Consider the following 20984-nt stretch of genomic DNA (forward strand, 5'->3'; position numbering starts at 1 on the left):
TTCAAGCAGTCCAATCCGCACTGAACCATCGTCCCAGACGTATTCTGAACTATCTTCGCCCATGCGATTACTACCGATGCATGGCGTAACAGACTAGACCACTATCAAGAATTCGTTATCATCGTTGCACTTGACTTGAAAATTGAGGGCCATGTTTTTGCCTCCTCGAAAGTTGTTTGATTACGGTTATGATGATAGCGGTTACATAAGTGGTCGTAAATGGTAAAATCAAAAATCTAATTAAATAATTGTAGACGATTACATTTTATACAATCGAAACCGCGATTTTCCGCGGCCAATCCGGCTTGAATGAAGATTAAATATTGGTGAGAATGATGAGACGGGAATCAAAAGGCCTCGGCGCTGCGGTCGAGGCCTTTCAGGTTATAGAACGGTTGCGCTCACCGAGGCGGTCAGGTTGGCTTGCCGGTGGGCATTGACCCGATCGATAAAGTCGGCGTAGATGCGCAGCTGCGGTGGATCTTCCTGCCAGAGGTTTTCCGGATGCCACTGCAGGCCCAGCACCAAATCATTTTCGCTGCTTTCGAAGGCTTCTATCGTCCCGTCATTGGCTTGCGCGGCTAGGCGCAACCCGTTGCCAATCCGGCGGGTGGCTTGGTGATGGCGGGAGTTGACGTAGGCACGGTCACCGAGCAGTGGATGCAGGCGCGATTGGGGCACAATGTTGACATGATGCGTTGGGTATTCGCCTGAGGTGCGCTGGAGGTGGCGAATAGCGGCCTTTTTCTGGGTGGCGAGGTCTTGATACAAGGTCCCACCGAAGGCCACGTTGAGAATATGGCTGCCGCGGCACAGGCCAAACATGGGCTTGTTAGCTGCGTAAGTCGCGCGAATCAGAGCCAATTCGAATTGATCACGTGGCGGATTAGCGGGGCCAATTTCCTGGCTGGGCTCCTCGCCGTACAGCGTCGGGTCAACGTCCGGCCCGCCAGGTAAAATCAAGCCGTCAAACAGCGGCAGATAAGCTTGAACCATCTCCGGAATCAAACTCAGCTGACTGGGATACGGCACTACAATGGGCAAACCGCCGGCAGCTAATATCGTATCTTTGAACATGGTGGGTGAGATATCAACCGTGTTGGGTTTGGTGTTCACGCTGGGGTCCTCGATGACATCAGCGACAATGGCAATAATGGGTCTCATCTGCTCACTTCCTTTGACCGATGACATAAATAAATTTGTAAAAAGGGCGACTAAGACATGGCCGCGTTGCCGCCTCTATCTTCAGTGTACAAAGTTGACAGGGTAAATGTCTTGCGTTGACGCTTGAACTTAGCGGCTCGACGCACCAGGTCACTGAACAGGCGCAGTTGCTCTGGGGCGTTGGGGTAGAGATTTTCGGGGTGCCATTGTACGCCCAGCAGTTGCTCAGAGGCGATGGACTCGATACCTTCAACCACGCCATCAGGGGCGGTGGCGCTGATGCGCAGGCCTTGGCCTAAATGACGCACCGCCTGGTGATGGCGTGAGTTGACGTAGCCCCGCGGTCCCAGCAGTTTTTCAAGGTGGGTGTTTGCCATCATATTGACGTGATGGGTGGGGTATTGGCCGCTGGCCGCTTGGGCATGACGAATGGTGGCGTGACTGTCTTCAGACGCCAGGTCTTGGTACAAGTCACCGCCCAGCGCAACATTGAGCATCTGCATGCCGCGGCAGGTGGCAAAAATCGGGAGCCCTTCTGTCACGGCGCGGTGGACCAGCGCCAGCTCGAAACGGTCCTCGGGGTAAACCACAGCCCCGAGTTGCGGCAGCGGCTCCTGCCCGTACAGCGTCGGGTCGATATCTGGCCCACCGGGTAGCATTAAGCCGTCAATAACCGCCAGATCATCAGCAATCAGCCGGTCAATGACCGGAAACTCTTCCGGAAATGGCAGAATCAGCGGCGTGCCACCGGCTTCGATAATGGCATTTTTAATCATTCGTGGCACCACCATGGCGTTCACCGTGTTGACGGCAGTGCTAGGAACCGCAAGCTGGTCGGCAGGTATTCCAATCAACGGACGCATGATATTCTCCTCCTTCTTGACTACTTTAATCGTACCCAAGCGCAGGCGGTAGAAGCGAGAAGGACGACTTTTTCGCGATTAATGTCAGATTTGAGCCAATCATCTCGTATGATAGGGTGTAAGGGAAAGAGGGGTGAGACCATGGATGACGAAGCGCTGATTGCTAAGCTCAAAGCCCGCGACGATGACGCCTTGCTGGTGTTAGTGGAGGCGTATGGGCGCCTGATTCGGCAAGTCGTCTGGCATCAGCTGCTGACCGCGTACGCGCGCGGCTTCACGGATGATGTTGAAAATCGGGTGTACTACAAAGTCTGGACGCGCATCGACCAGTTTGACGCCACCAAGGGGAGTTTTCCAAACTGGCTGAGTGTCATCGCCAAACATCAAGCCATCGATTATGCGCGTGGCTTAGCCGCAACCTTTGCGACGCTTGATTTGGATTCGGTGACGGTGGCCGCGCCGACTGCCAAACAGCAGGACCTGGAGGCGTTATTTGCGGTGCTGTCACCGCTGGAACAGCAAGTGTTCCGCTTGTATTTCATCCAGACCCTCACGGTTGAAGAAATCGCTAAGCAGCTGCATTTGAAACGCGATGCGGTGTATCAGCATCTGTCACGTGGCCGTAAGAAACTACGCCAAGGAGGAATGAATCATGCCGATTTTAACTAATCCTTTTGTGCAAGTCGTTAATCAGATGAATGGCATTCCCACCACAGTGACGGGGTTAGAGGACATGCCTGAGCTGAAGGCGCGTTATAAAGCGCGGGAAGCCAGCTTGTATATCTCGATGCAACAAGTGCTCAGCCAAGTAGCCGAGTTGCTGGCGCCAGATGAAGAAATCCTGAGCATGATGCCGATGACGAACGAAGAAAACGCCGGTTATGCCACCGATGGCATTATGGGCATGTACGCCCCGCAGACTCAAAAAGCCAAAGACTACATCAAGTCCCAGTCCAGCCTGCGCGGTAATCGGTTGATGCTGTTCACCAATCAACGGATGATTTTCTTTGTGGTGATTGAGTTCATCGATGACCCAACGGCGTATTACTCGTATGCCTATGACCAGATCAAGGCGATTGCCTTTAAGAAGCATCGGATGAGCATTCCTGGCCAGAAGTTCTATCAGCGTCAGTGGTACATTTGGTACACATTAGATTTCGAGACGCCAGACCGGCATATCTTCAACGAAGTCCTCACCGCCGCTAACGGCGAATTGTTTCGCCGCAATCTCCTCACCATTCCGGGCATGAGCCAAATTGAAATCAAAGATCACATGGACCGCTACTTTAAGCGGGACAATTACCTAAGCTCAGGGATGTTTTGGATCAAGGTGACCTTTGGCATGATGGCGTTCATCCTGTTGCTTGCGCTATTCTCGTTTCTGTTTACCGGGAGCTATTAAAGTCCTGACCACGAAAAAACGCCCTTCCGGCACAAGTCGGGAGAGCGTATTTGGTGCACCGAGTAATCGAAATTACCGCTGGTCGTTTTTCCCAGTGCGCCACCAGAGTCTACCCGCCGGCCATTGTCGCGTGGTCAAATTAATGTCAGATAATTGTTAACCTATTATCAAAAAAATAGACAAAAATACTAGCTCAATATGTACCAATATACAAGAGTGGTAAAATAGGGGTGTACGAGGCCGAGAAAAAGGGGATAACAATATTGAAGAAAACTTCGACACAAGGTAGTTCCGCGCCTGTTTATCGGGTGAAAATGTATAAGAATCATAAACTTTGGGTAGCCGCAGTGGTCGCAGGCACTTTGCTGGCAGGCATCAGCTTTGCCAGCGACACCACCAACACGCAGCCCGTTCAGGCCGCGTCTCAAGGCATTGCCGCGACTGCGACCATCAACGTCAAGTTCGAGTTTATCTATAACAACCAAGAGGTGCCAGGCCTCGAATTGAATTATACGGAACCGGCCAACACCGCTAACGTTCACATTCCGACTGACTATAATGCTAAGGTCAAAGTGGCGCAAGCGGCCGGCTACACTTACATGAGCGGTCCTGGCGCACTCGCCACATCGACCACCGATCAGGACCTAGTTTACAAGATAACGCTCGGTGCGCAAGTCGTCACCGTGAATCACGACGCCCCGATGAACAAAGGGGACGTGGCGAATGCCTACTATAACTCGACCATTCCGAACGACGATGTGAATGCCGCCGCTTTGAACGGTACCGTGACGCAAATCATTCCCTACATCAGCCGGACCAGCGGCAAGACACTATTGCCAGACCAGACGCAATCCATCGCGATTTACCGTGATGGCAACAAAATCAATTTGGTCACCGGCGCTGTCGCTTACGGTGCCTGGACGACCAAGGACTCGAAGAGCATTACCAGCCCTACCATTGCCGGCTACTACGCGCCACAGCCGGCCGTCACCACCTTGAACAAGGCGAACGGCCTGACCACGGCCAACGTCACTTACTACCCAATTCCACAAACCGCTTCCGTCGAATTCGTAGATGATGATGACAATGGCGCTACAGTTGGCTCCGCTACCGACTTCTCCGGCAACATCGAGTCGGCCCCGCAGGCCTATGACTTGACCGACCAAATTCCAGCCGGCTATGAGTTGGCGGCTGGTCAAAGCGCCAGCGGCGACGTTACCTACACCGCTGACACGGCTAACAACACCGACCAGCACCAAACCATTCAGATTCACTTGGTGCACAAGCATGCCGCGGTTGAAGCTGATGGTCCATACGTTGGCGACGTCACGGCCAGCGACTTGAACCGGACGAACACTGAGACCATTCACTACCAATACGCGGATGGCACCACAGCGGCGCCTGATGCGACCCGCGTCGCAACTGCGACGCGCAGTGCTGTTGTCGACCTTGTGACCGGTCACGTGCTGAGCTACAGCGACTGGATTAACGGCCGCTTCACGGCTGTGACCTCCCCGAAAATCGCCGGCTACACCGCCAGTGAAGGTACCATCGCCGCCGTTGAAGACGTCACCGCTGATGCCGAGGCGATCGTCACTTACACCAAAAACGCCTTGCCGAACGCCGGCAATACTGGTAGCAACGGTAGCGCCACGAACACTGGGAGCACTGGCACCGAAAGTGGCAGCACCGGCAGTCAGTTAAATGGTACGACGAGTACCGGCACGACCAGCAAGGCCAGTGCGAACAAACTGCCCAACACCGGTGACACCGACGATACTAGCCTGATTGCCGCCGGGTTCGTGACCTTGCTAAGCACACTTGGTCTGGCTGGGGCCAAGCGCCGTCAACACTAATTCTCCCAAACCGATTAAACTCATCGCGCGCAAGCAACAGTGCAGACGTTGCGCTCGCTTCTGGTTAGCGGCTACTGTTAAAGCACCACCCACAAAAATACGCCCTTCCGCAATAGTCGGAAGGGCGTATTTGGTGCACCGAGTAATCGAAATTACCGCTGGTCGTTTTTCTTGGTGCGCCGCCGGTGTGTGATCAAGATCACGCCTAAAACAACAAGTGCGATGCCCAGAGTCAACAGGCCGGGGTCAAGTTGACCGGAACCTGGCGTTTTCGGACTCAGCATGATGACATAGAACCCGATGGCGAGCGATAACATACCGGAACTGTAGTGCGCCTTCATTTTGAGTTAAGCAACGCCAACTTGGAACAAGATGGCAGAAGCCCAGCTTTGCTTCTTGATCTCGGCTTTGGCTGCTTTAGCCGCAGCATCCAAGTCAGTCCCGGTAGTGGCGAAAGTTGCCCGCATGCCTTGCTTTGATTGTAATTTGAAGGTGACACCGTCCTGATCGTAAGCTTCGAGGACTGCAACCATTTTATCGAGGTAAAGTGCTGAGTTAACAAAAATCATAAGATGACTCCTTTGTTTTTCGGTTTGTTGTCGTGGTCGACGGAAATCGCTTTCGTCGATACGCTAAAGCTTATCATAAGCCACTCGTTTCCCAAAGGCAACCGACTGCCATTAAGGGCGTAAAAGTCGGCCACTGAGAAAAGCGGAACGCCTCGGGCATCAACAACAGCTCGAGGCGTTTCGGCGAAGCTAGATTTCTAATCTTGCATCGATTGCGTTAGGCCGCAGTTGGGTTGCCTGATTCGTCGACTTGCACGCGGCTGGAAGCCATAACGAATGGCAGCCAGATGAAGAAGGCGATAATCATGTTGACCAGAGCCAAGACGGCAGCCCGCCAGTCAAAGCCGGTGGCCATCAGAGCATTCAAGATTGGCGGGGTGATCCAAGGCACCGCAATCTTAACTGGGCCAACCCAGCCAGCCACCGTGACAAAGTAAGCAATGGCGGTGTTCAGTACTGGCGCCACGATGAACGGGATGAAGTAGATCGCGTTCAAAACGATTGGCAGACCGAACATAACGGGTTCGTTGATGTTGAACAGGCCAGGGGCAAAAGCAAGTTTTGCGACGGCTTTTTCATCAGCACGCTTGGAGAAGATCAGGATGGCGATCAACAGAACGATGGTACCACCTGAACCGCCAAACCAAACGTAGGCATCGAAGGAACCACGCACCCACTTGTATGGCAATGCGTCTCCATGCTGGAAAGCCTGGATGTTCGCAATCTGGGAAGTGCCCCAGATGGATTCCAGAATTGGTGCCAGCACGTTCGGGCCGTGAATCCCGAAGAACCAGAACACTTGAACCAGTAAGGAAACCAGCAGCACCATCCCAGCACCTTGGCCAGCGTGCAGCAGTGGGGCCTGAATGGTAGCAGACAGCCAGTCACCGAATGCTTGACCGGTGAAGGCCTGGAACAGGTAAGTAATAATGGCAATAACATACAGTGCCGCGATCCCAGGAATCAAGGTTGTGAAAGCCTTGGAAACTGCAGGTGGCACGGTATCTGGCATTTTGATGGAGATATCTTTCTTCATCAACCAGATATAAACAACCGTAGCAATCGCCCCGAAAATCATCGCGGTAAACAGACTCGCTGAGCCCAAGTTACCAGTGGCGAAAGCATTTGGAACAGTCAAACTGCCGTTAGCATATGTCGCACCAGCAGTGGTCAAGGTCTTAACGGCGCCTTTAGACAGGCCAGGCACTGCCAAGCTGGCATTACTGTTGATACCCATGAAGAAGGCAGAAAGTGAAATCAGCGTCCCAGCAACCCCATCAACTTGATAAGCTTCTGCCAAATGGTAACCCCACATAGCAGCGAAGAAGACAGCGAAGATGGTTAATGACCCGATCGACACCACTGTATCGATCTGAATGATAGGTTGAACAGCATTAACGAAGCCGTCCATGCCCCATTGAGCTGGATAAGTGGAGAGCAACGCGTTCAGTAAGGTAGCAAGCGAACCAGCCATGGTGATCGGCAAAGTTGCGATGAATGAATCACGCAATGCGACCAGCCAAGGAATAGAACCGATTTTCGCTGCTACAGGAACGACGTATTTCTCCAGCAAGTTCATAATGGCTTGCATAGATCATTACCTCCCATAACGAGTTAGTTGTACCCCCAAAAGCCTACGATTGAAGCGCCTGGTTGGCTGAGTGAAGAACAATCGAGATGATATCACCAGTCGCTCCATTGAAACCGCAAACCCCAATTCTAGAGAACGCTCTCATTTTGGCCGCCAATGCCACGTCTGACATTGGAGAATTATTGGGCATCACCTAAGCAGGTGATCGACGGTGGTGGCCGCCACCGCCATGTGGTATTTGACCACGTTTTCAGTGTAACCGGTTGCAACTGAAAATAAAAGTATTTGCACCCATGAAAAAACAATTACCATAATAAAAACATGTCACATAATCGTGACATGTTTTCTAATTTTCCGAATTAGCTTTTTCGGTTTGATCTTGATCCAACCGATGCGCAATCAGCTCAATCAGGTAGATAATCGGCACTTGCGTCGTGAGGTTCAAATCGCCATGTTTCATTTCCGGCATGTAGTACGCAATCACCATGTCGGAAAGTTGGGCCAGTGTGGAATCGGCATGGTTGGTGACGGCAATCACGTAGACGCCGTTTTGCTGAGCCCGGCTGGCCATTTCGATCACCTGGTGCGATTCGCCTGACACCGACAAGGCCACCATCACGGTGTTTTGCAAAATCGGCGTGTGCAGCGGGAAGGGATAATAAGGGTCCGTGATGGCGAGGCTAAACTTGCCAATATTCGACCAAAACCGTGCCCCGTATTCCGCCAGCGCCTGGCCGGTACCAATGCCGCAGAGCAAAACCATGGGGGCAGGCACAATATGGGTCAACGCCTGATCAATCAGCTTGGCAAAGTCGGTGGTATTGACGTTTTCGAAGAACTCCGCAATTGGCACCGTGATGTCATAATTCGGCTCTGGCGGCGCACTGGTTAAGGCCGCACGGTGCTGTTTGATGGCGTAGCGCAGCTCGGAGTAGCCTTCAAACCCCATTTTCCCAGCGAAACGCAAAATGGTAGTGGTGCTGACATGGGCTTTTTCCGCCAGCTGGCGAATGGTCATTTTTTCCACTTCGGCCTGATGTTGATTGATATAGGTATAAACCGCTGATTCCAGACCGTTTAGTGTCCGCAATTTGTCATAAGGAAACATCCTGCGCTGCCCTCTTTCCCTGCAGCCATCGAACCGCTGCCTTCTTTATTCATCTTATCATAACTGATCCATGATCTGCCGGGCGATTCGGTTCGCCAGGCGCAGGTTGACATCATCACTGAACGGCCGCGGACTGGCCGTAGTCAGCCAATTGAGCCCTTCTGTGGGTACGCCCCAGAAGAAGAGCTTGCCTTGCGGGTGGTGCTGTTGATCCAGCAACTGCGCAGAATGGCGGTCGACTAGCACCGCCCCGGATTGAAAGCGGCGGTCGCCAGCGAGCTGCAGTTCCATCAGCGTGGCTAGATCATCATGCAGCAACTGCTGCATCAGCGGGTTCTGGGCCGCCCCGGCGTTTGGGGCCGGGACCCGGGCTTCGATCAACGCCGTGGCATGGCGCTCAAAGCTCGCCTCCTGACCGCCAACGATAAAGTCATTGCCGGCCGTGGTGATGGTGATCTGCGGCGGGGCAATGGTCACAATGCCAGCCGCAATCAAGGCGCGCAGCTGCTCAATGCGAATGACTGGCGGGCCAATGGAAAGAAAATCATTGGTGCCATTGAACCAGCGCAGAAAGAAATCCAGGTACTCGTCATCGGTGAGCAGGCCCAGATCCACCACTTGGCGGATGGTATCGCGCAGGTCGCGTAGCACCTCCAGCGCTGAGGTGAGAGGGCCGGTTTTACTACCGCGTTCGGCCTCAGCGGCATCTTTGGCTAAGTAAATCAGCATCGCCTTTGGGTCATCACCCTGCGGCGGGGTCGTCAGGGCCGTCCAGTCGAGTAGCTCGGCGGCAGGCAATTTGAGGGCCGCCAAGGCTTCAGCCGGGTCGGTCATGTAATCGGCTTGGAAGGATGGCAGATCGACTTCAGGATGCTGCTGCGCTAGCAGTAAGGAATAATAAACAAAGCCCACCTCGGTTTTGAGTCCTTGGAAGAATTGCTTGCCGGTGATTGGGCCACTGGCGGCCCAGTTGGCCAGTTGCTGCGCCGTTAAAAACCGTGGGGGCCAAGCCTCACCAGGTGCTTTTTCGTTGCGCGCCTTGGCGTGATAGGGTAAACCACGGCGTGACCCGGCGATGATGTGTGGTTCTGCGCCGCTGGCCTGATAGGTGAGCTGGCCTTGCTCATTGCGGAAGTGGCCGCCGCGGCCTTCTGTCAAGCGGCTGACATAATCAAAGAAGCTCAAACCCAAGCCCCGCATCGCCACCACATCTTGCGGGCCCAACCGGCTTAAGTCGCCTTCAGCCGGAAAACTCGGCGGCAGGTACACGCGCTGATGCGCCTTGGCGAAGGCCGTAAAGGCGGCTTGTTCGCGCGTCAGGGAGTTCGGCATGGTGCCCAGCGCCAAAACGACGGCATCAAAGCATTCGGCGCCAGCGGCAGTGTGCACCGTGAAGGGGTCTGGCGAAACGGCCTGGACCATTGTTTGCTTGAAAACCAGTGCGACATTGGGCCGCTTACGGCGATGCATTTCGGCATAGAACCAGGCCAAATAGTAACCGTAGAGGGCGCGGGAAGGATAGTCATTGGGGCCGAGCGTTGCGGCTTCTGCCAGGTAAGGCCGGGCGCTTTTACCGCGGCTACGCAAAAATGTGGCGGCTTCTTTGACGGCCCACTGCGCTAGGCTTGGCCCTGGCATGATGGGGCCAGGCTCCTGCACGGTGCGATCGTAAAATAAAGTGATATGTTGGGCAGCGGTATTCATGATCAGCTGCGGGGCCTGATCGCGGCGCCACACACGGCCACCAATCGGATAAGGGTCAAACAGCGTGATGGTCAGCGGCAGCGCCGACATCTGCTGCTGCCAGGCGATCAACCGCTCCAGGACGAGCAGGCCGCGCGGGCCGGCGCCAATTAGGGCAACTTTCATTTAGATTTCCTCCTTAATCAGGCTTTACTTTCATTATAAAGGGCTTCAAGCCCCGGCAAAAGTGAGAAGCCTTTTGCTTTGCTTGGTTTCGTGCAATAATGGGAGTATCGAAATTTACACTGGAAGGAGTCTAGTTATGCGAGTCGCCATTGTAGGCTGCACCCACGCTGGGACGGCAGTGGTTACGCAAATCGCGCTCACGCATCCCGATACCATTGTCGATGTGTATGAAAGGCGCGGTGATATTTCTTTTCTATCATGCGGAATCTCCTTGTACCTTGAAGGTGTCGTCAAAGATCCGAACACCTTGTTTTATGCTAGTAAGGCCAGCCTCGAAGCGCTAGGCCCCAATATTCATGTGCATTTGCGGCATGACGTGCTCAGTGTCGATAGTGAGCACCACACCTTGGCGATTCAGGATCTGGAAGCCGGCAATAAATACACGACCAAATATGACAAGCTGGTCATCAGCACCGGCAGTTATCCCGTAATTCCGCCGATTCAGGGCATCAGTATTCCCCGGGTCCTCATGTGCAAAAACTATGATGATGCCTTGGCCATCAAAGAAACCGCCGCCAACGCGCGCCGCATTGCCATTGTTGGCGGTGGTTATATCGGCGTGGAGCTGGCCGAAGCGTATAGTCGCACCGGTCATGATATCGTGTTTATCAATGGCGTGCGCCGGCTGTTGAGCCATTATGTTGATGAGCCGATTTCCCAGCAAGTTGAGCACGAACTGGCGGCGCATGGCGTTGACGCTCATTTGCACGAAATGGCGCTCCGCTTTGATAGCGACGATCAACAAGTTTATGTTCAAACTGATAAAAACGAATGGACGGCTGATTTAGCCGTGGTGTGTGTGGGCTTTCAGCCGATGACGGAACTCGTCGAAGGCCAAATCGAGTTGAATCATGATGGCTCCATTCACGTGAATGCCTACATGCAAAGTAGCAACCCAGATATCTATGCGGCCGGGGATGCTGCGGCGGTGCATTTTAACCCTACCGGTAAGGATGCCTACACGCCACTGGCGACCAACGCGGTGCGGCAAGGCAAGCTGGTTGGCATCAACCTGTTTGGCAACAAGGTGCGCTACATGGGCACGCAGGCCACTTCGGCGCTCCGGTTGTATGATCACACGTTGGCTTGCAGTGGCATGACGCAGGAGCGCGCGTTGCAGCACGGTTTTGATGCGGCGGCGGCGGATTTGACCATCGATTACCGGCCCAATTTCATGCCAACAACGGCTGCTATCAGCATGCGCTTGGTGTATAACCGGGCTAACCGCCGGATTTTGGGGGCGCAGTTCTACAGTACGCATGATGTGTCCGAAACGGCGAATACCATTTCAGTCATGATTCAAAATCGCAACACCATCGATGAACTCGCTTATGTCGACATGCTGTTTAACCCGCATTATGATCACCCATGGCATTATTTGAACATGCTGGGACAAGTAGCAGCGGCTCAAGCAGATCGAGATGCAGCGAATTAAAAGGAGTTTACTATGTGGAATTTGATTGGCGCTGGCGCTTGGGTCTTGCTGCTCATTTATCTCGTGTTTGTGGTGATGAATGTGCGGTCTCGGCATTTGAAAATGGTCGTGATGAACCAGCCGCGATTGCGCGTGGTGGCACTTGACGTGCTTGAAAGTCTCGTGTTTGTGGCGGCTCTGTATGGCATGGCGTGGGTCACTTGGCTACGGCCAATCGACTACACGAGCTCAACTATGGTGCGCGTCAACTACGAGTATCATCCGTTGATTTTGCAAAGCGATGGCGAAAAGGCCTATTACGCGACGGTTGCTTCTGGCAACGGCAAGCAACCGGTGCGCTACTTTACGTACTGGACCGCGAATACCCGCAACAAAACCAATAGCCGCCAGGCCGATATTTCCTCCGGTAGTCAGTCTTTGTCGGTGCGCGCCAGTGCTTATCCTTGGAAAAATAAGCAGCTGACCAAGCTTGACGCCACCACCGAAAAAGCCTTTGTGGCCACCATGACCGCCCATTACCGGAAGACCTTCCTGAACGGTTTGGGGATGCATGTGGGCCATTTGGCGGAGCGCTTTGACCTGATTCGGATTCCGAATGACACCATGATCAAGGTTTTGCCGTTGAACGCGGAAAACTAACCCACAAAAATAGCACCTGCAGTCAGCCGGCTGCCGGTGCTATTTTTGTGGCCAGGTCATTATTTACCTGTCGGCTTGTGTTCCATGTAGTCGCGAAGGCTGGCCACGACCGTTTGGTCAGGGGTCTCTCGCATCGCCTTAATGTTATGGATGTGTTCCACAGAAACATGGCTGTTCAGCGCCATTTCAGTATCCGTTAAATCGTTCTTCCGTTGGAACGCAATGATCTCGCGAGAGAACTCACTTAGTTGGTCTTTTTCACTCACAGGTGTAACCTCCTCGATTGGCTTCTACAATCTAGTATACCGAACTTTTAGCGGAATGCGTATTTTTTTGAATTCGACGGTCAGCCGAGGCCAAATGCTTGCAAAATCGAACATATGTTTGTATAATAAAGTCAGTAGAGTAGGGGTGACTCGTGAAAGGACGTGTTGTCATGGATCAACTGAATTATCTCGATCAATTGGCCGCGGCCCAACCCGTTCCGCTACGGGTGCGGCACTTCGAGAACAAAAATGTGATTATCCGGCGCAACCTGGCTAATCAAAAGGGTTTAACCACTGCAGTATGGGATGCGTGGCTACGGCAATCGTTGCGGCCGTTTGGTGGGTTTGAGGCGATTATTGAAGTCGACCGTTTCGGCGACAACCCTGATATTCGTTTCTTCAGCGTGGCCCAGGTGGCCGACGCGGTGCATTACATTTTGACTGCTGGGGCTGACCAGCCGTTAGCTGTCAGTTAGAAAACTAACAAAAAGTCAGCAAAATCTGTTTACTTATTTTTTGTAAGTGTTAAGATAGCCTTCGTAAACAAGTCAAACATACGGAGGTCCTTTATTATGACAATGACAAACGGCTATGAACAAAGTGATAACGAAAAGAAACTTGAGATCGTGAACCTGCCGAGCTTGGAAGCAGAAGCCAAGAAGATTATCCCGACTGGCGGGTTCGGTTACATCGCTGGCGGTTCAGAAGACGATTGGACCTTAAAGCAAAACACGGCCGCCTTTGGCCATGTCCAAATCGTGCCCAAGGCCCTATCCAACATTGAACAACCAAGTACCGCGACGAAGGTGTTTGGGCTTGATCTGAAGACCCCAATCATGATGGCGCCAACTGCAGCGCAGGGCTTGGCGCATGCGCAGGGTGAAAAAGATACCGCTAAAGGTGTGGCCGCGGTGGGCGGCTTGATGGCTCAAAGCACATACAGTTCCACGTCAATCGCCGACACCGCCGTTGCTGGTGATGGTGCGCCGCAGTTCTTCCAGCTGTACATGAGCAAGGACTGGTCCTTCAACGAAAGTCTGTTGGATGAAGCGGTTAAGGCCGGCGTTAAAGGCATTATCTTGACGGTTGATGCCACGGTGGATGGCTACCGTGAAGCTGATATTATCAACAACTTCCAGTTCCCAATTCCAATGGCCAACTTGGAGAAGTTCTCTGAAGGCGATGGCAAGGGCAAAGGCATTGGTGAAATCTACGCCGCTGCCGCTCAGAAGATCAACGAAGATGACGTGCGCCGCATTGCCGAGTACACCAGTCTGCCAGTGATCGTCAAAGGGATCGAATCCCCAGAAGATGCCATGCGCGCGATTGGCGCCGGTGCTGCTGGGATTTACGTGTCCAACCATGGTGGTCGGCAGTTGAATGGTGGCCCAGCTTCAATCGACGTGCTGCCTGCCATTGCTAAGGCCGTCAACCATCAAGTGCCGATTATCTTCGACTCTGGTGTCCGTCGCGGCAGCCACGTCTTCAAGGCCCTGGCTTCTGGGGCTGACCTAGTTGCCATGGGCCGGCCAGTCATTTATGGCTTGGCTTTAGGTGGGGCGCAAGGCGTGCAAAGCGTCTTTGAAGAGCTGAACCACGAGCTCGAAATCACCATGCAGCTGGCTGGGACGAAGACCATTGAAGACGTTAAGCATGCGCCTTTGACCCACTTTAACTACGCTGATTAATTTCATTTCCGCCTCTAGGACGCCGTCATCGGCGTCCATTTTTTGGTCCCTCCTGGCGTGAAAGCTTTTCCATTGCCGGTCGTCCGGTTATACTGAAGGGGAGGTGAGTGCGATGAAAGTCTTGATTTTGTATGAATCCATTACTGGTAACGCCAAAGGGATGGCCCGGATTTTGGACCAGTTCTTCAAACATGCCGGGGCGGAAACTGAAACGTCTCAGATGCAGCAAACCGATGTGGCGACTTTGGTGGACTATGATGCCGTGGTGATTGCCACGTATACTTGGTCTGGCGGGGTCGTGCCGCCGGAAGCCGATGATTTTTACGGCGACATCGCCGGCGTCGACTTGAGTGCCAAGCCCCTAGTGGTGGGGGTCGCTGGCACTGGCGATCCTTGGTATGGCAAGGACTATAACACCGCGCCGGACCTGTTTGATGAGGCGTTCGTGCAGGCTGGGGCCGTGTTAGGCGCTGAGCCGATCAAAATCGAACAAGGGGCCCAGGAGAAAGATATCCCGGCTTTTGCCGCGTTCACCAAGTCGATGATTGCCAAAGTCAAGGCGGTTCAGCAAGCCGCCAAGGAGTGAGCCTATGGACGAAACCATCTTTTTCAACCCTGGCGATGCCATTGCCACCGAGTATGATTTCGCGGCTGCGCGGCGCAGTGCGGAGATTTTTAAAGTGGCCCACGCTTCCGATAAGGGGTTAGTGGTGGCCAAAGACGATCACGGACAGTTCGCGGTTTTCTACGAAGGCGGCACCAGTACCGGCGACGGGGCGGTGCCAGCAACCAAATATACCATCCTGGCCCATTTATAATGACAAATAAGCAAAAAAGTGGGGTCAGTCTACTCATCATTACGGCTGTTTTGCTAGGCGGGTGGGGCGAATACCACCTGCTGCAGGCGCCGCTGCCGAATCCATTTGGCGTCGGCGGCTTGGGGCTACTGATGGGTGGATTGTTGGCCGGTCTGATTGGCTGGTGGTGGCCGAAGAATCACGGTTGAATTGTTCACAATCGGTCTTGAATCTGCTACAATGATCTGGTAACTAAAAGTAAGCGAAAGGGATTGATAATTATGGCAACATTAACCCAAGAAATGAAAGATATGGTCGGCAAGCAGCTGAACTTCCTAGCCACCACTGATGAAGCCGGCAATCCGCAAGTCGGGCCGAAAGGGACCATGCGCGTGTTCGATGATCATCGTTTGATTTATAACGAAGAAACTGGTCGCCATGCTTGGCACAATTTGCAGGCGAACCACAAGGCGGCAGTGGCCGTCGTTGACCGCAGCATCTTGAAGGGCTTCCGTTTCGAAGGCACCGTTGAATTCCACAATGATGACCAAATCTTCGAAGACGCTAAGGCCTTTGCGGCAGAACGCCACTTACCAGCCGCGATTTCCGCCGTGGTCATCAACATTCACCGCATTATCAAGCTGGATGCTGGGCCAAACGCTGGTACCGTCATCGAAGAAGACTAAGCTTCACATAAAAATAGAACTGCCCAGCGCTGGGCAGTTCTATTTTTGTGGTGTGCCCGGCATGGGCGTCAACTAGGTGGTGAAAGGCCACTGTGAGCCGCAGTAGGCGGCACGATGAACGGAAAAATGTTCGAACGGAGCGAGGCTGGAACGCCACAAGGCGGGCCAATTTCGCCTCTACTTGCGAACATCTATCTCAACGAGCTAGACAAGGAGTTAGTCAAGCGTGGGCACCCATTCGTGCGCTACGCGGATGACTGTAATATCTTTGTCAAGAGCCCTCGGGCAGGTGAACGCGTGCTGAAGAGTATCACGCACTTCCTCGAAAAGGAACTCAAGCTTACGGTGAACCAGGAAAAGACGAAGATGAAGTTTTTGGGGTTCACGCTGGGTGTAAACCAGTACAGTGCATATCCGTATCCAACGAAGCAAGCCAAGCAACGAGTGAGTAGAGCCTTGAAGCTTCTAACGAAGCGCAATCGGGGCATCTCGTTGAGCGTGATGTTTAAGGAGATACAGCTCAAAATGCGCGGTTGGCTTCAGTACTACGGAATAGGCAAGATGAAGAGCTTTGTCCGCAGTTTGGACCAGTAGCTTCGGTCACGTATCCGTCAGTATGCGTGGAAACAGTGGAAGAAAAGCAAAACCAAAGTTGCGAACTTGAAAAAGCTAGGACTATCCCAGAACGACGCTTACACCAACGCCAACACCCGCAAGGGGGCTTGGCGAACGGCTCATAGCAAGACTCTGACGTATACCCTAACGAACGAAAAGCTGGAGAACCTTGGCCTTCTCAATTTGTCCAAGACCCTCCAGTATATTCAGAGTGCTTAAATTACTGAACCGCCGTATACGGAACGGTACGTACGGTGGTGTGAGAGGTCGGTAGCTGAACTAATCGGCTACCTCCTACTTGATTTTTGGCCTAGACAGGCTGCGCGGCGGTGCGTCTTTGATGGTTTTCAATCACCAAGGCGGTGATGGCTTTGGCGATGTTTTCGTTGCGCAAAATGGGTCCATGCGCATAGCTCCCAAACGTGTTCTTGTAACGCATGCCTTCCACGCCGTCGTCTGGGTTGTTGCCGTAGCCTTGTATCATTTTTCCCAGTGGTTTGAGCTTGGTTTTGTCATCGAAGTAAGTGCGGCCGCTGTGATTCTCGAAGGCCTTGACGGTGCCGAAAGGCGTTTCGAATTCGGTATCGCCAATCATCCGACTGTCAGCTTTGAACACGGTATGCAGCGGCAGAATGCCGAGACCGTCGATGACGGTGCCGCTGGAGGTCTTATAGTAGCTGCCGAGCAGCTGGTAGCCGCCGCAAATCGCCAGCATCGGCCCGTCGTTTTCGATGTAAGTCTGCAGCGTGTCCTTGAAGCGAGCGAGATCTTTGGCGACCACTGTTTGCTCGTAATCTTGGCCGCCGCCGAAAAAGACAAAGTCATAATCGCTGGCGTCGAAGGGACAATTCAGACTGATATTGTCCACCACGGTGGTGTAACCTTGCTGGCTGAGCCAATACCGTAAAATCTTGACGTCGCCACTGTCGCCATAGGTATTCATCAGGTCTTCATAGAGATAGGCGACTTTGATTGTTTCGGTCATCTCACTCATCCTTTCTGTTTGCGTCATTATAGCACTGTTTCGCGGTGCTGCGGCATGTGGTCGCAGGTTGAAAGCGCTCGCCGAAGGTTGTGACTAGGCGGCGATTAAGTTAAACTAGACAGTGACGTGAAACCCGCTAAAGTTTCACAACATAGCGGTCGTACTGGTGAGAAAAAAGGGTGACAAGATGAACGAAGCGGAGTTTACCGCGGCTTTAACCGCCTTGGGGCTGACCCCCACCGCAAAGCAACTGAAGCAATTTGCTGCTTATTATACCCAATTAGTGGCGGTAAATCAGCACGTGAATTTAACCGCCATCACCGCCCGTGACGAGGTTTATTTAAAGCATTTTTACGATTCCATCACGCTGGTCGCAGCGTGGCCCGCGCTGAAGGACCAGGCGCTTACGGTGTGCGATATTGGCGCCGGGGCTGGCTTTCCGTCGTTGCCGCTGAAAATCATGGCGCCCCAGCTGCAGGTGACCATTGTCGATTCGCTGAACAAGCGGATTGCCTTTTTAACCGCCTTAAGCCAAAGCCTTGGCCTCACCGGTGTGGAATTGTATCACGACCGGGCCGAGACTTTCGGCCAAGGCCCCAAGCGCGCCAGCTTCGAAGTTGTCGTGGCCCGCGCGGTGGCACCGCTGAATGTGCTGGCGGAATTATGCCTGCCGTTGGTGAAGCCAGGCGGCCATTTCATTGCGATGAAAGGCAGCAAAGGCGAAGCGGAGCTGGCCCATGCCAAAGTAGCCTTTGGCGAGTTGGGCGGGCGTTATGCGGCCACCAAGACCCTGACGCTACCAGGCGGCGATTCGCGCACGTTGATCGTGGTTGATAAAGTCAAACCGACGCCGGCCCGCTTTCCGCGCAAGCCAGGAACGCCGAGCAAACAACCGTTAGGAGGTCAGGGATAGTGGCATTATTTTTTGGCAAAAAGAAAACAGACACTGGCCCGCAGGTGCAAGAGCTGCCGCTGACGCAGATTGTGCCGAATCGCTACCAGCCGCGCAAAGTCTTCACCGCTGAAGCCATTAGCGAGCTGGCCGCCACGATTGAAACCCACGGCTTGCTGCAACCCATTGTGGTGCGCGAATATGAACCGAGCCACTATGAGATCATTGCCGGCGAGCGCCGCTTGCGGGCAATGCAGTCGCTGCATTTTGAAAAAGCACCGGCGATTGTTCAGAAAATGAGTGATGAAGAATCGGCGGCCATGGCGCTGATTGAAAACCTCCAGCGTGAAGGCTTATCGCCGATTGAAGAGGCTGAAGCGTATGCCGATTTAATGAAGCTCAACAACATGACGCAGCAAGATTTGGCTAAGCAGTTAGGCAAGAGCCAATCCTTTGTCGCCAACAAGTTGCGGCTGTTGAAGTTGTCTGATTCGGTGCAGACCGCGATTATGAAAGGCGAACTGTCTGAACGCCACGGCCGCGAATTGCTCAAAGTCGATGATTACCATCAGCAGCTCTTGCTGCACGAGATTTTGGCTAATCATTTGACCGTGAAAGAAACCACGCAGCTGGTGGCGCAGACATTAGGCCTGGCGCAGGAAGAACAACCGCAGCCGAAGCAGGCAACCAAGAAGCCCGCCCGCCGGCGCCGCACGCCAGTCACTAAGGATGCGCGGATGGCGGTCAACACCTTGAATCAATCCGTGAAGCTGATCAAAGAAGCGGGGCTGGCGCCGAAAATCAAGCGCGAAGAAACCGCTACAGCTTATCGTTTCACCATCGAGATTCCCAAGGGTAAGGAGTAGGAGGACAACATGGCACATGTGATTGCAATCGCGAACCAAAAAGGCGGGGTCGGGAAAACCACGACCACCATTAACTTGGGCGCGTGTCTGGCCAGTGCCGGCAAAAGAGTCCTGATTGTTGATACGGACGCGCAAGGCAATGCCACCAGCGGCATTGGGGTACAAAAAGCCGAAGTCAGCAAGGATATTTACGATGTGCTGGTGAACGAGGACCCGATCCAATCCGCGATTATCCAAACCAAACATAAAAACCTGGCGATTGTACCGGCGACCATTCAACTGGCCGGAGCCGAGATCGAGCTCACCAATCAAATGGCCCGTGAAATGCGGCTGAAGCTGGGGCTGGAGCCGGTGCTGAATCAATATGACTACGTGTTGATTGATTGCCCGCCGTCTTTAGGCCAGCTCTCTATTAACGCCTTCACCGCGGCCAACTCGATTTTGATTCCGGTGCAAAGTGAGTACTATGCACTGGAAGGTTTGTCGCAGCTGCTCAATACGGTGCGCTTGGTGCAAAAGCACTTCAACCCGACGCTGAGTATCGAAGGGGTGCTGTTGACGATGTATGATGCCCGCACCAACTTAGGCGCGCAAGTCATCGCGGAAGTACGGAAATATTTTGGCGACAAGGTCTATGATGTCGTTATTCCCCGCATCACGCGCCTGGCGGAAGCGCCGAGTTACGGCCTCCCGATCATCGATTTTGACGCCCGCTCCAAAGGCGCTGAAGTGTACTCGCAATTAACAAAGGAAGTGTTAGCGGCCCATGGCGAATAAGAATAATAAAGGGTTGGGACGCGGCATCGAAGCGATTTTCAAAGACTTCGAAAGTCCTGACCTTACCCTCAACAATGTCGATGAATTGCCACTGGCGGATATCCGGCCTAATCCTTATCAACCGCGAAAATCTTTCGATGAAGCGGCGTTGCAAGAACTGGCGGACTCGATTCGCCAAACTGGCGTCTTTCAGCCCATCATCGTGCGCAAAAGCGTGAACGGGTATGAAATTATCACCGGTGAAAGGCGCTTTCGGGCCTCTAAAATAGCGGGCAAGAAAACCATTCCTGCCATTGTTCGTGAATTCGAAGATCCCGAAATGATGGAAATTGCAGTGCTGGAAAACCTGCAACGCGAAGACCTGACCCCGCTAGATGAAGCGCAGGCCTATGACACACTGATCAAGCGCCTCAGCTTGACCCAGGCTGAAGTTTCTAAGCGCCTTGGCAAAAGCCGGCCCTATATCGCGAATTACCTGCGCTTGTTGACCTTGCCGAATGAAGTCAAAAAGATGCTGAACCAAAACCAACTGTCAATGGGGCAAGCCCGGACCCTGCTGAGTCTAAAAGACAAGAAACGGCTGATTCCGTTGGCCAGGAAAACGGTCAGCGATAACCTGACCGTGCGTCAGCTGGAACGGCTGATCAACCAGATGAATGCCGGTAGCCAGCCACAAAAGAAACCCGTAGCCAAGTCGCCATTCCTCAAGGCCAGCGAAAATCAGCTACAAGATAAGTTCGGCACCAAAGTCAGCATCGCGCAAAGTAAGCAAGGCAAGGGCAAAATCGAAATTGATTTCACTACCGCCGCTGATCTCAATCGGCTGCTGGGCTTGCTAGATGTCAATCTCGACTGA

Annotated in this window: 24 protein-coding genes and 1 pseudogene; 16 read left to right on the top strand and 9 right to left on the bottom strand. The window is 53.2% G+C overall.

What is annotated here, in order from left to right; translation table 11 throughout:
- Nucleotides 1–384 precede the first annotated feature (384 nt).
- The gene (locus tag EKM90_RS10525) at nucleotides 385–1164 is read right to left on the bottom strand and encodes a gamma-glutamyl-gamma-aminobutyrate hydrolase family protein (protein ID WP_125582420.1); all 780 of its coding nucleotides are present in this window, start codon (nucleotides 1162–1164) and stop codon (nucleotides 385–387) included.
- A 50-nt stretch (nucleotides 1165–1214) separates the two neighbouring features.
- Nucleotides 1215–2027: a gamma-glutamyl-gamma-aminobutyrate hydrolase family protein gene (locus EKM90_RS10530; protein ID WP_125582422.1), complete on the bottom strand. Its 813-nt coding sequence runs from the start codon at nucleotides 2025–2027 to the stop codon at nucleotides 1215–1217.
- Between the two features lie 141 nt (nucleotides 2028–2168).
- On the opposite strand from EKM90_RS10530, the gene EKM90_RS10535 reads away from it, so the two are divergent.
- The 3 genes from EKM90_RS10535 (at nucleotide 2169) to EKM90_RS10545 (ending at nucleotide 5285) form a co-directional block, all read left to right on the top strand.
- Complete coding sequence (locus EKM90_RS10535; protein WP_164507951.1) at nucleotides 2169–2696, top strand: sigma-70 family RNA polymerase sigma factor; 528 nt, start codon at nucleotides 2169–2171, stop codon at nucleotides 2694–2696.
- Nucleotides 2680–3429, top strand: a complete 750-nt coding sequence (locus EKM90_RS10540) for a hypothetical protein (protein WP_125582426.1) — start codon at nucleotides 2680–2682, stop codon at nucleotides 3427–3429. Before EKM90_RS10535 ends, EKM90_RS10540 begins: the two co-directional genes overlap by 17 nt.
- Before the next feature lie 314 nt (nucleotides 3430–3743).
- Nucleotides 3744–5285 carry a mucin-binding protein gene (locus tag EKM90_RS10545; RefSeq protein ID WP_125582428.1) on the top strand — a complete coding sequence of 514 codons (1542 nt, stop codon included), beginning with the start codon at nucleotides 3744–3746 and terminating at the stop codon, nucleotides 5283–5285.
- Nucleotides 5286–5437: 152 nt separating this feature from the next.
- Here the strand turns inward: EKM90_RS10545 and EKM90_RS12880 are convergent, their stop codons facing one another.
- From EKM90_RS12880 to EKM90_RS10565, 5 genes are all read right to left on the bottom strand, one after another.
- Nucleotides 5438–5602, bottom strand: coding sequence for a hypothetical protein (locus EKM90_RS12880; RefSeq protein WP_225422832.1), 165 nt, complete (start codon nucleotides 5600–5602; stop codon nucleotides 5438–5440).
- A gap of 30 nt (nucleotides 5603–5632) precedes the next feature.
- Nucleotides 5633–5854 carry a hypothetical protein gene (locus tag EKM90_RS10550; protein ID WP_203634018.1) on the bottom strand — a complete coding sequence of 74 codons (222 nt, stop codon included), beginning with the start codon at nucleotides 5852–5854 and terminating at the stop codon, nucleotides 5633–5635.
- A 217-nt stretch (nucleotides 5855–6071) separates the two neighbouring features.
- A complete protein-coding gene (locus EKM90_RS10555; protein WP_125582430.1) occupies nucleotides 6072–7445 on the bottom strand; it encodes a PTS sugar transporter subunit IIC in 1374 nt (457 codons plus the stop codon).
- Between the two features lie 346 nt (nucleotides 7446–7791).
- The gene (locus tag EKM90_RS10560) at nucleotides 7792–8535 is read right to left on the bottom strand and encodes a MurR/RpiR family transcriptional regulator (RefSeq protein ID WP_164507953.1); all 744 of its coding nucleotides are present in this window, start codon (nucleotides 8533–8535) and stop codon (nucleotides 7792–7794) included.
- 75 nt (nucleotides 8536–8610) lie between these two features.
- Nucleotides 8611–10422, bottom strand: coding sequence for an FAD/NAD(P)-binding protein (locus EKM90_RS10565; RefSeq protein ID WP_125582434.1), 1812 nt, complete (start codon nucleotides 10420–10422; stop codon nucleotides 8611–8613).
- A gap of 136 nt (nucleotides 10423–10558) precedes the next feature.
- Here EKM90_RS10565 and EKM90_RS10570 point away from each other — a divergent pair, with 136 nt between their 5' ends.
- Together EKM90_RS10570 and EKM90_RS10575 are read left to right on the top strand one after the other, a co-directional pair.
- Nucleotides 10559–11917, top strand: coding sequence for an FAD-dependent oxidoreductase (locus EKM90_RS10570; RefSeq protein ID WP_125582436.1), 1359 nt, complete (start codon nucleotides 10559–10561; stop codon nucleotides 11915–11917).
- A 12-nt stretch (nucleotides 11918–11929) separates the two neighbouring features.
- Nucleotides 11930–12556: an LVIS_2131 family protein gene (locus tag EKM90_RS10575; protein ID WP_125582438.1), complete on the top strand. Its 627-nt coding sequence runs from the start codon at nucleotides 11930–11932 to the stop codon at nucleotides 12554–12556.
- 59 nt (nucleotides 12557–12615) lie between these two features.
- Here EKM90_RS10575 and EKM90_RS10580 read toward each other — a convergent pair whose 3' ends face one another.
- Entirely contained in the window at nucleotides 12616–12822 is a 207-nt protein-coding gene (locus EKM90_RS10580) for an LBP_cg2779 family protein (protein ID WP_125582440.1), read from the bottom strand.
- A gap of 170 nt (nucleotides 12823–12992) precedes the next feature.
- Here EKM90_RS10580 and EKM90_RS10585 point away from each other — a divergent pair, with 170 nt between their 5' ends.
- The 7 genes and pseudogenes from EKM90_RS10585 to EKM90_RS10615 form a co-directional block, all read left to right on the top strand.
- Nucleotides 12993–13298, top strand: a complete 306-nt coding sequence (locus EKM90_RS10585) for a hypothetical protein (RefSeq protein WP_125582442.1) — start codon at nucleotides 12993–12995, stop codon at nucleotides 13296–13298.
- A gap of 96 nt (nucleotides 13299–13394) precedes the next feature.
- Nucleotides 13395–14510: a lactate oxidase gene (locus EKM90_RS10590; RefSeq protein ID WP_125582444.1), complete on the top strand. Its 1116-nt coding sequence runs from the start codon at nucleotides 13395–13397 to the stop codon at nucleotides 14508–14510.
- A gap of 112 nt (nucleotides 14511–14622) precedes the next feature.
- The gene (locus EKM90_RS10595) at nucleotides 14623–15096 is read left to right on the top strand and encodes a flavodoxin domain-containing protein (RefSeq protein WP_125582446.1); all 474 of its coding nucleotides are present in this window, start codon (nucleotides 14623–14625) and stop codon (nucleotides 15094–15096) included.
- A 4-nt stretch (nucleotides 15097–15100) separates the two neighbouring features.
- Nucleotides 15101–15328 (top strand): hypothetical protein, encoded by a 228-nt coding sequence (locus tag EKM90_RS10600; protein ID WP_125582448.1) that lies wholly within the window; start codon nucleotides 15101–15103, stop codon nucleotides 15326–15328.
- Complete coding sequence (locus tag EKM90_RS10605; protein ID WP_125582450.1) at nucleotides 15328–15516, top strand: hypothetical protein; 189 nt, start codon at nucleotides 15328–15330, stop codon at nucleotides 15514–15516. The genes EKM90_RS10600 and EKM90_RS10605 overlap by 1 nt, the downstream gene beginning before the upstream one ends.
- 72 nt (nucleotides 15517–15588) lie before the next feature.
- Nucleotides 15589–15993 (top strand): pyridoxamine 5'-phosphate oxidase family protein, encoded by a 405-nt coding sequence (locus tag EKM90_RS10610; RefSeq protein WP_125582452.1) that lies wholly within the window; start codon nucleotides 15589–15591, stop codon nucleotides 15991–15993.
- A gap of 129 nt (nucleotides 15994–16122) precedes the next feature.
- Nucleotides 16123–16827 (top strand): annotated as a pseudogene (locus EKM90_RS10615) (reverse transcriptase domain-containing protein); the annotation flags it as partial.
- Nucleotides 16828–16918: 91 nt separating this feature from the next.
- Here EKM90_RS10615 and EKM90_RS10620 read toward each other — a convergent pair.
- Entirely contained in the window at nucleotides 16919–17593 is a 675-nt protein-coding gene (locus EKM90_RS10620; RefSeq protein WP_125582454.1) for a type 1 glutamine amidotransferase, read from the bottom strand.
- A 187-nt stretch (nucleotides 17594–17780) separates the two neighbouring features.
- Here EKM90_RS10620 and rsmG point away from each other — a divergent pair, with 187 nt between their 5' ends.
- Genes rsmG through EKM90_RS10640 form a run of 4 tightly spaced genes read left to right on the top strand, consistent with a single transcriptional unit; the run spans nucleotide 17781 to nucleotide 20984 of the window.
- Nucleotides 17781–18506: a 16S rRNA (guanine(527)-N(7))-methyltransferase RsmG gene (gene rsmG / locus EKM90_RS10625; RefSeq protein WP_125582456.1), complete on the top strand. Its 726-nt coding sequence runs from the start codon at nucleotides 17781–17783 to the stop codon at nucleotides 18504–18506.
- On the top strand, nucleotides 18503–19351 hold the full coding sequence (gene noc, locus EKM90_RS10630; RefSeq protein ID WP_125582458.1) for a nucleoid occlusion protein: 849 nt from the start codon (nucleotides 18503–18505) through the stop codon (nucleotides 19349–19351). Before rsmG ends, noc begins: the two co-directional genes overlap by 4 nt.
- Before the next feature lie 9 nt (nucleotides 19352–19360).
- Complete coding sequence (locus EKM90_RS10635) at nucleotides 19361–20128, top strand: ParA family protein (RefSeq protein WP_125582460.1); 768 nt, start codon at nucleotides 19361–19363, stop codon at nucleotides 20126–20128.
- Nucleotides 20118–20984 carry a ParB/RepB/Spo0J family partition protein gene (locus EKM90_RS10640; RefSeq protein ID WP_125582462.1) on the top strand — a complete coding sequence of 289 codons (867 nt, stop codon included), beginning with the start codon at nucleotides 20118–20120 and terminating at the stop codon, nucleotides 20982–20984. Before EKM90_RS10635 ends, EKM90_RS10640 begins: the two co-directional genes overlap by 11 nt.

Origin of the sequence: Lacticaseibacillus suibinensis, assembly GCF_003946175.1 — a bacterium.
Taxonomy (GTDB): Bacteria; Bacillota; Bacilli; order Lactobacillales; family Lactobacillaceae; genus Lacticaseibacillus; species Lacticaseibacillus suibinensis.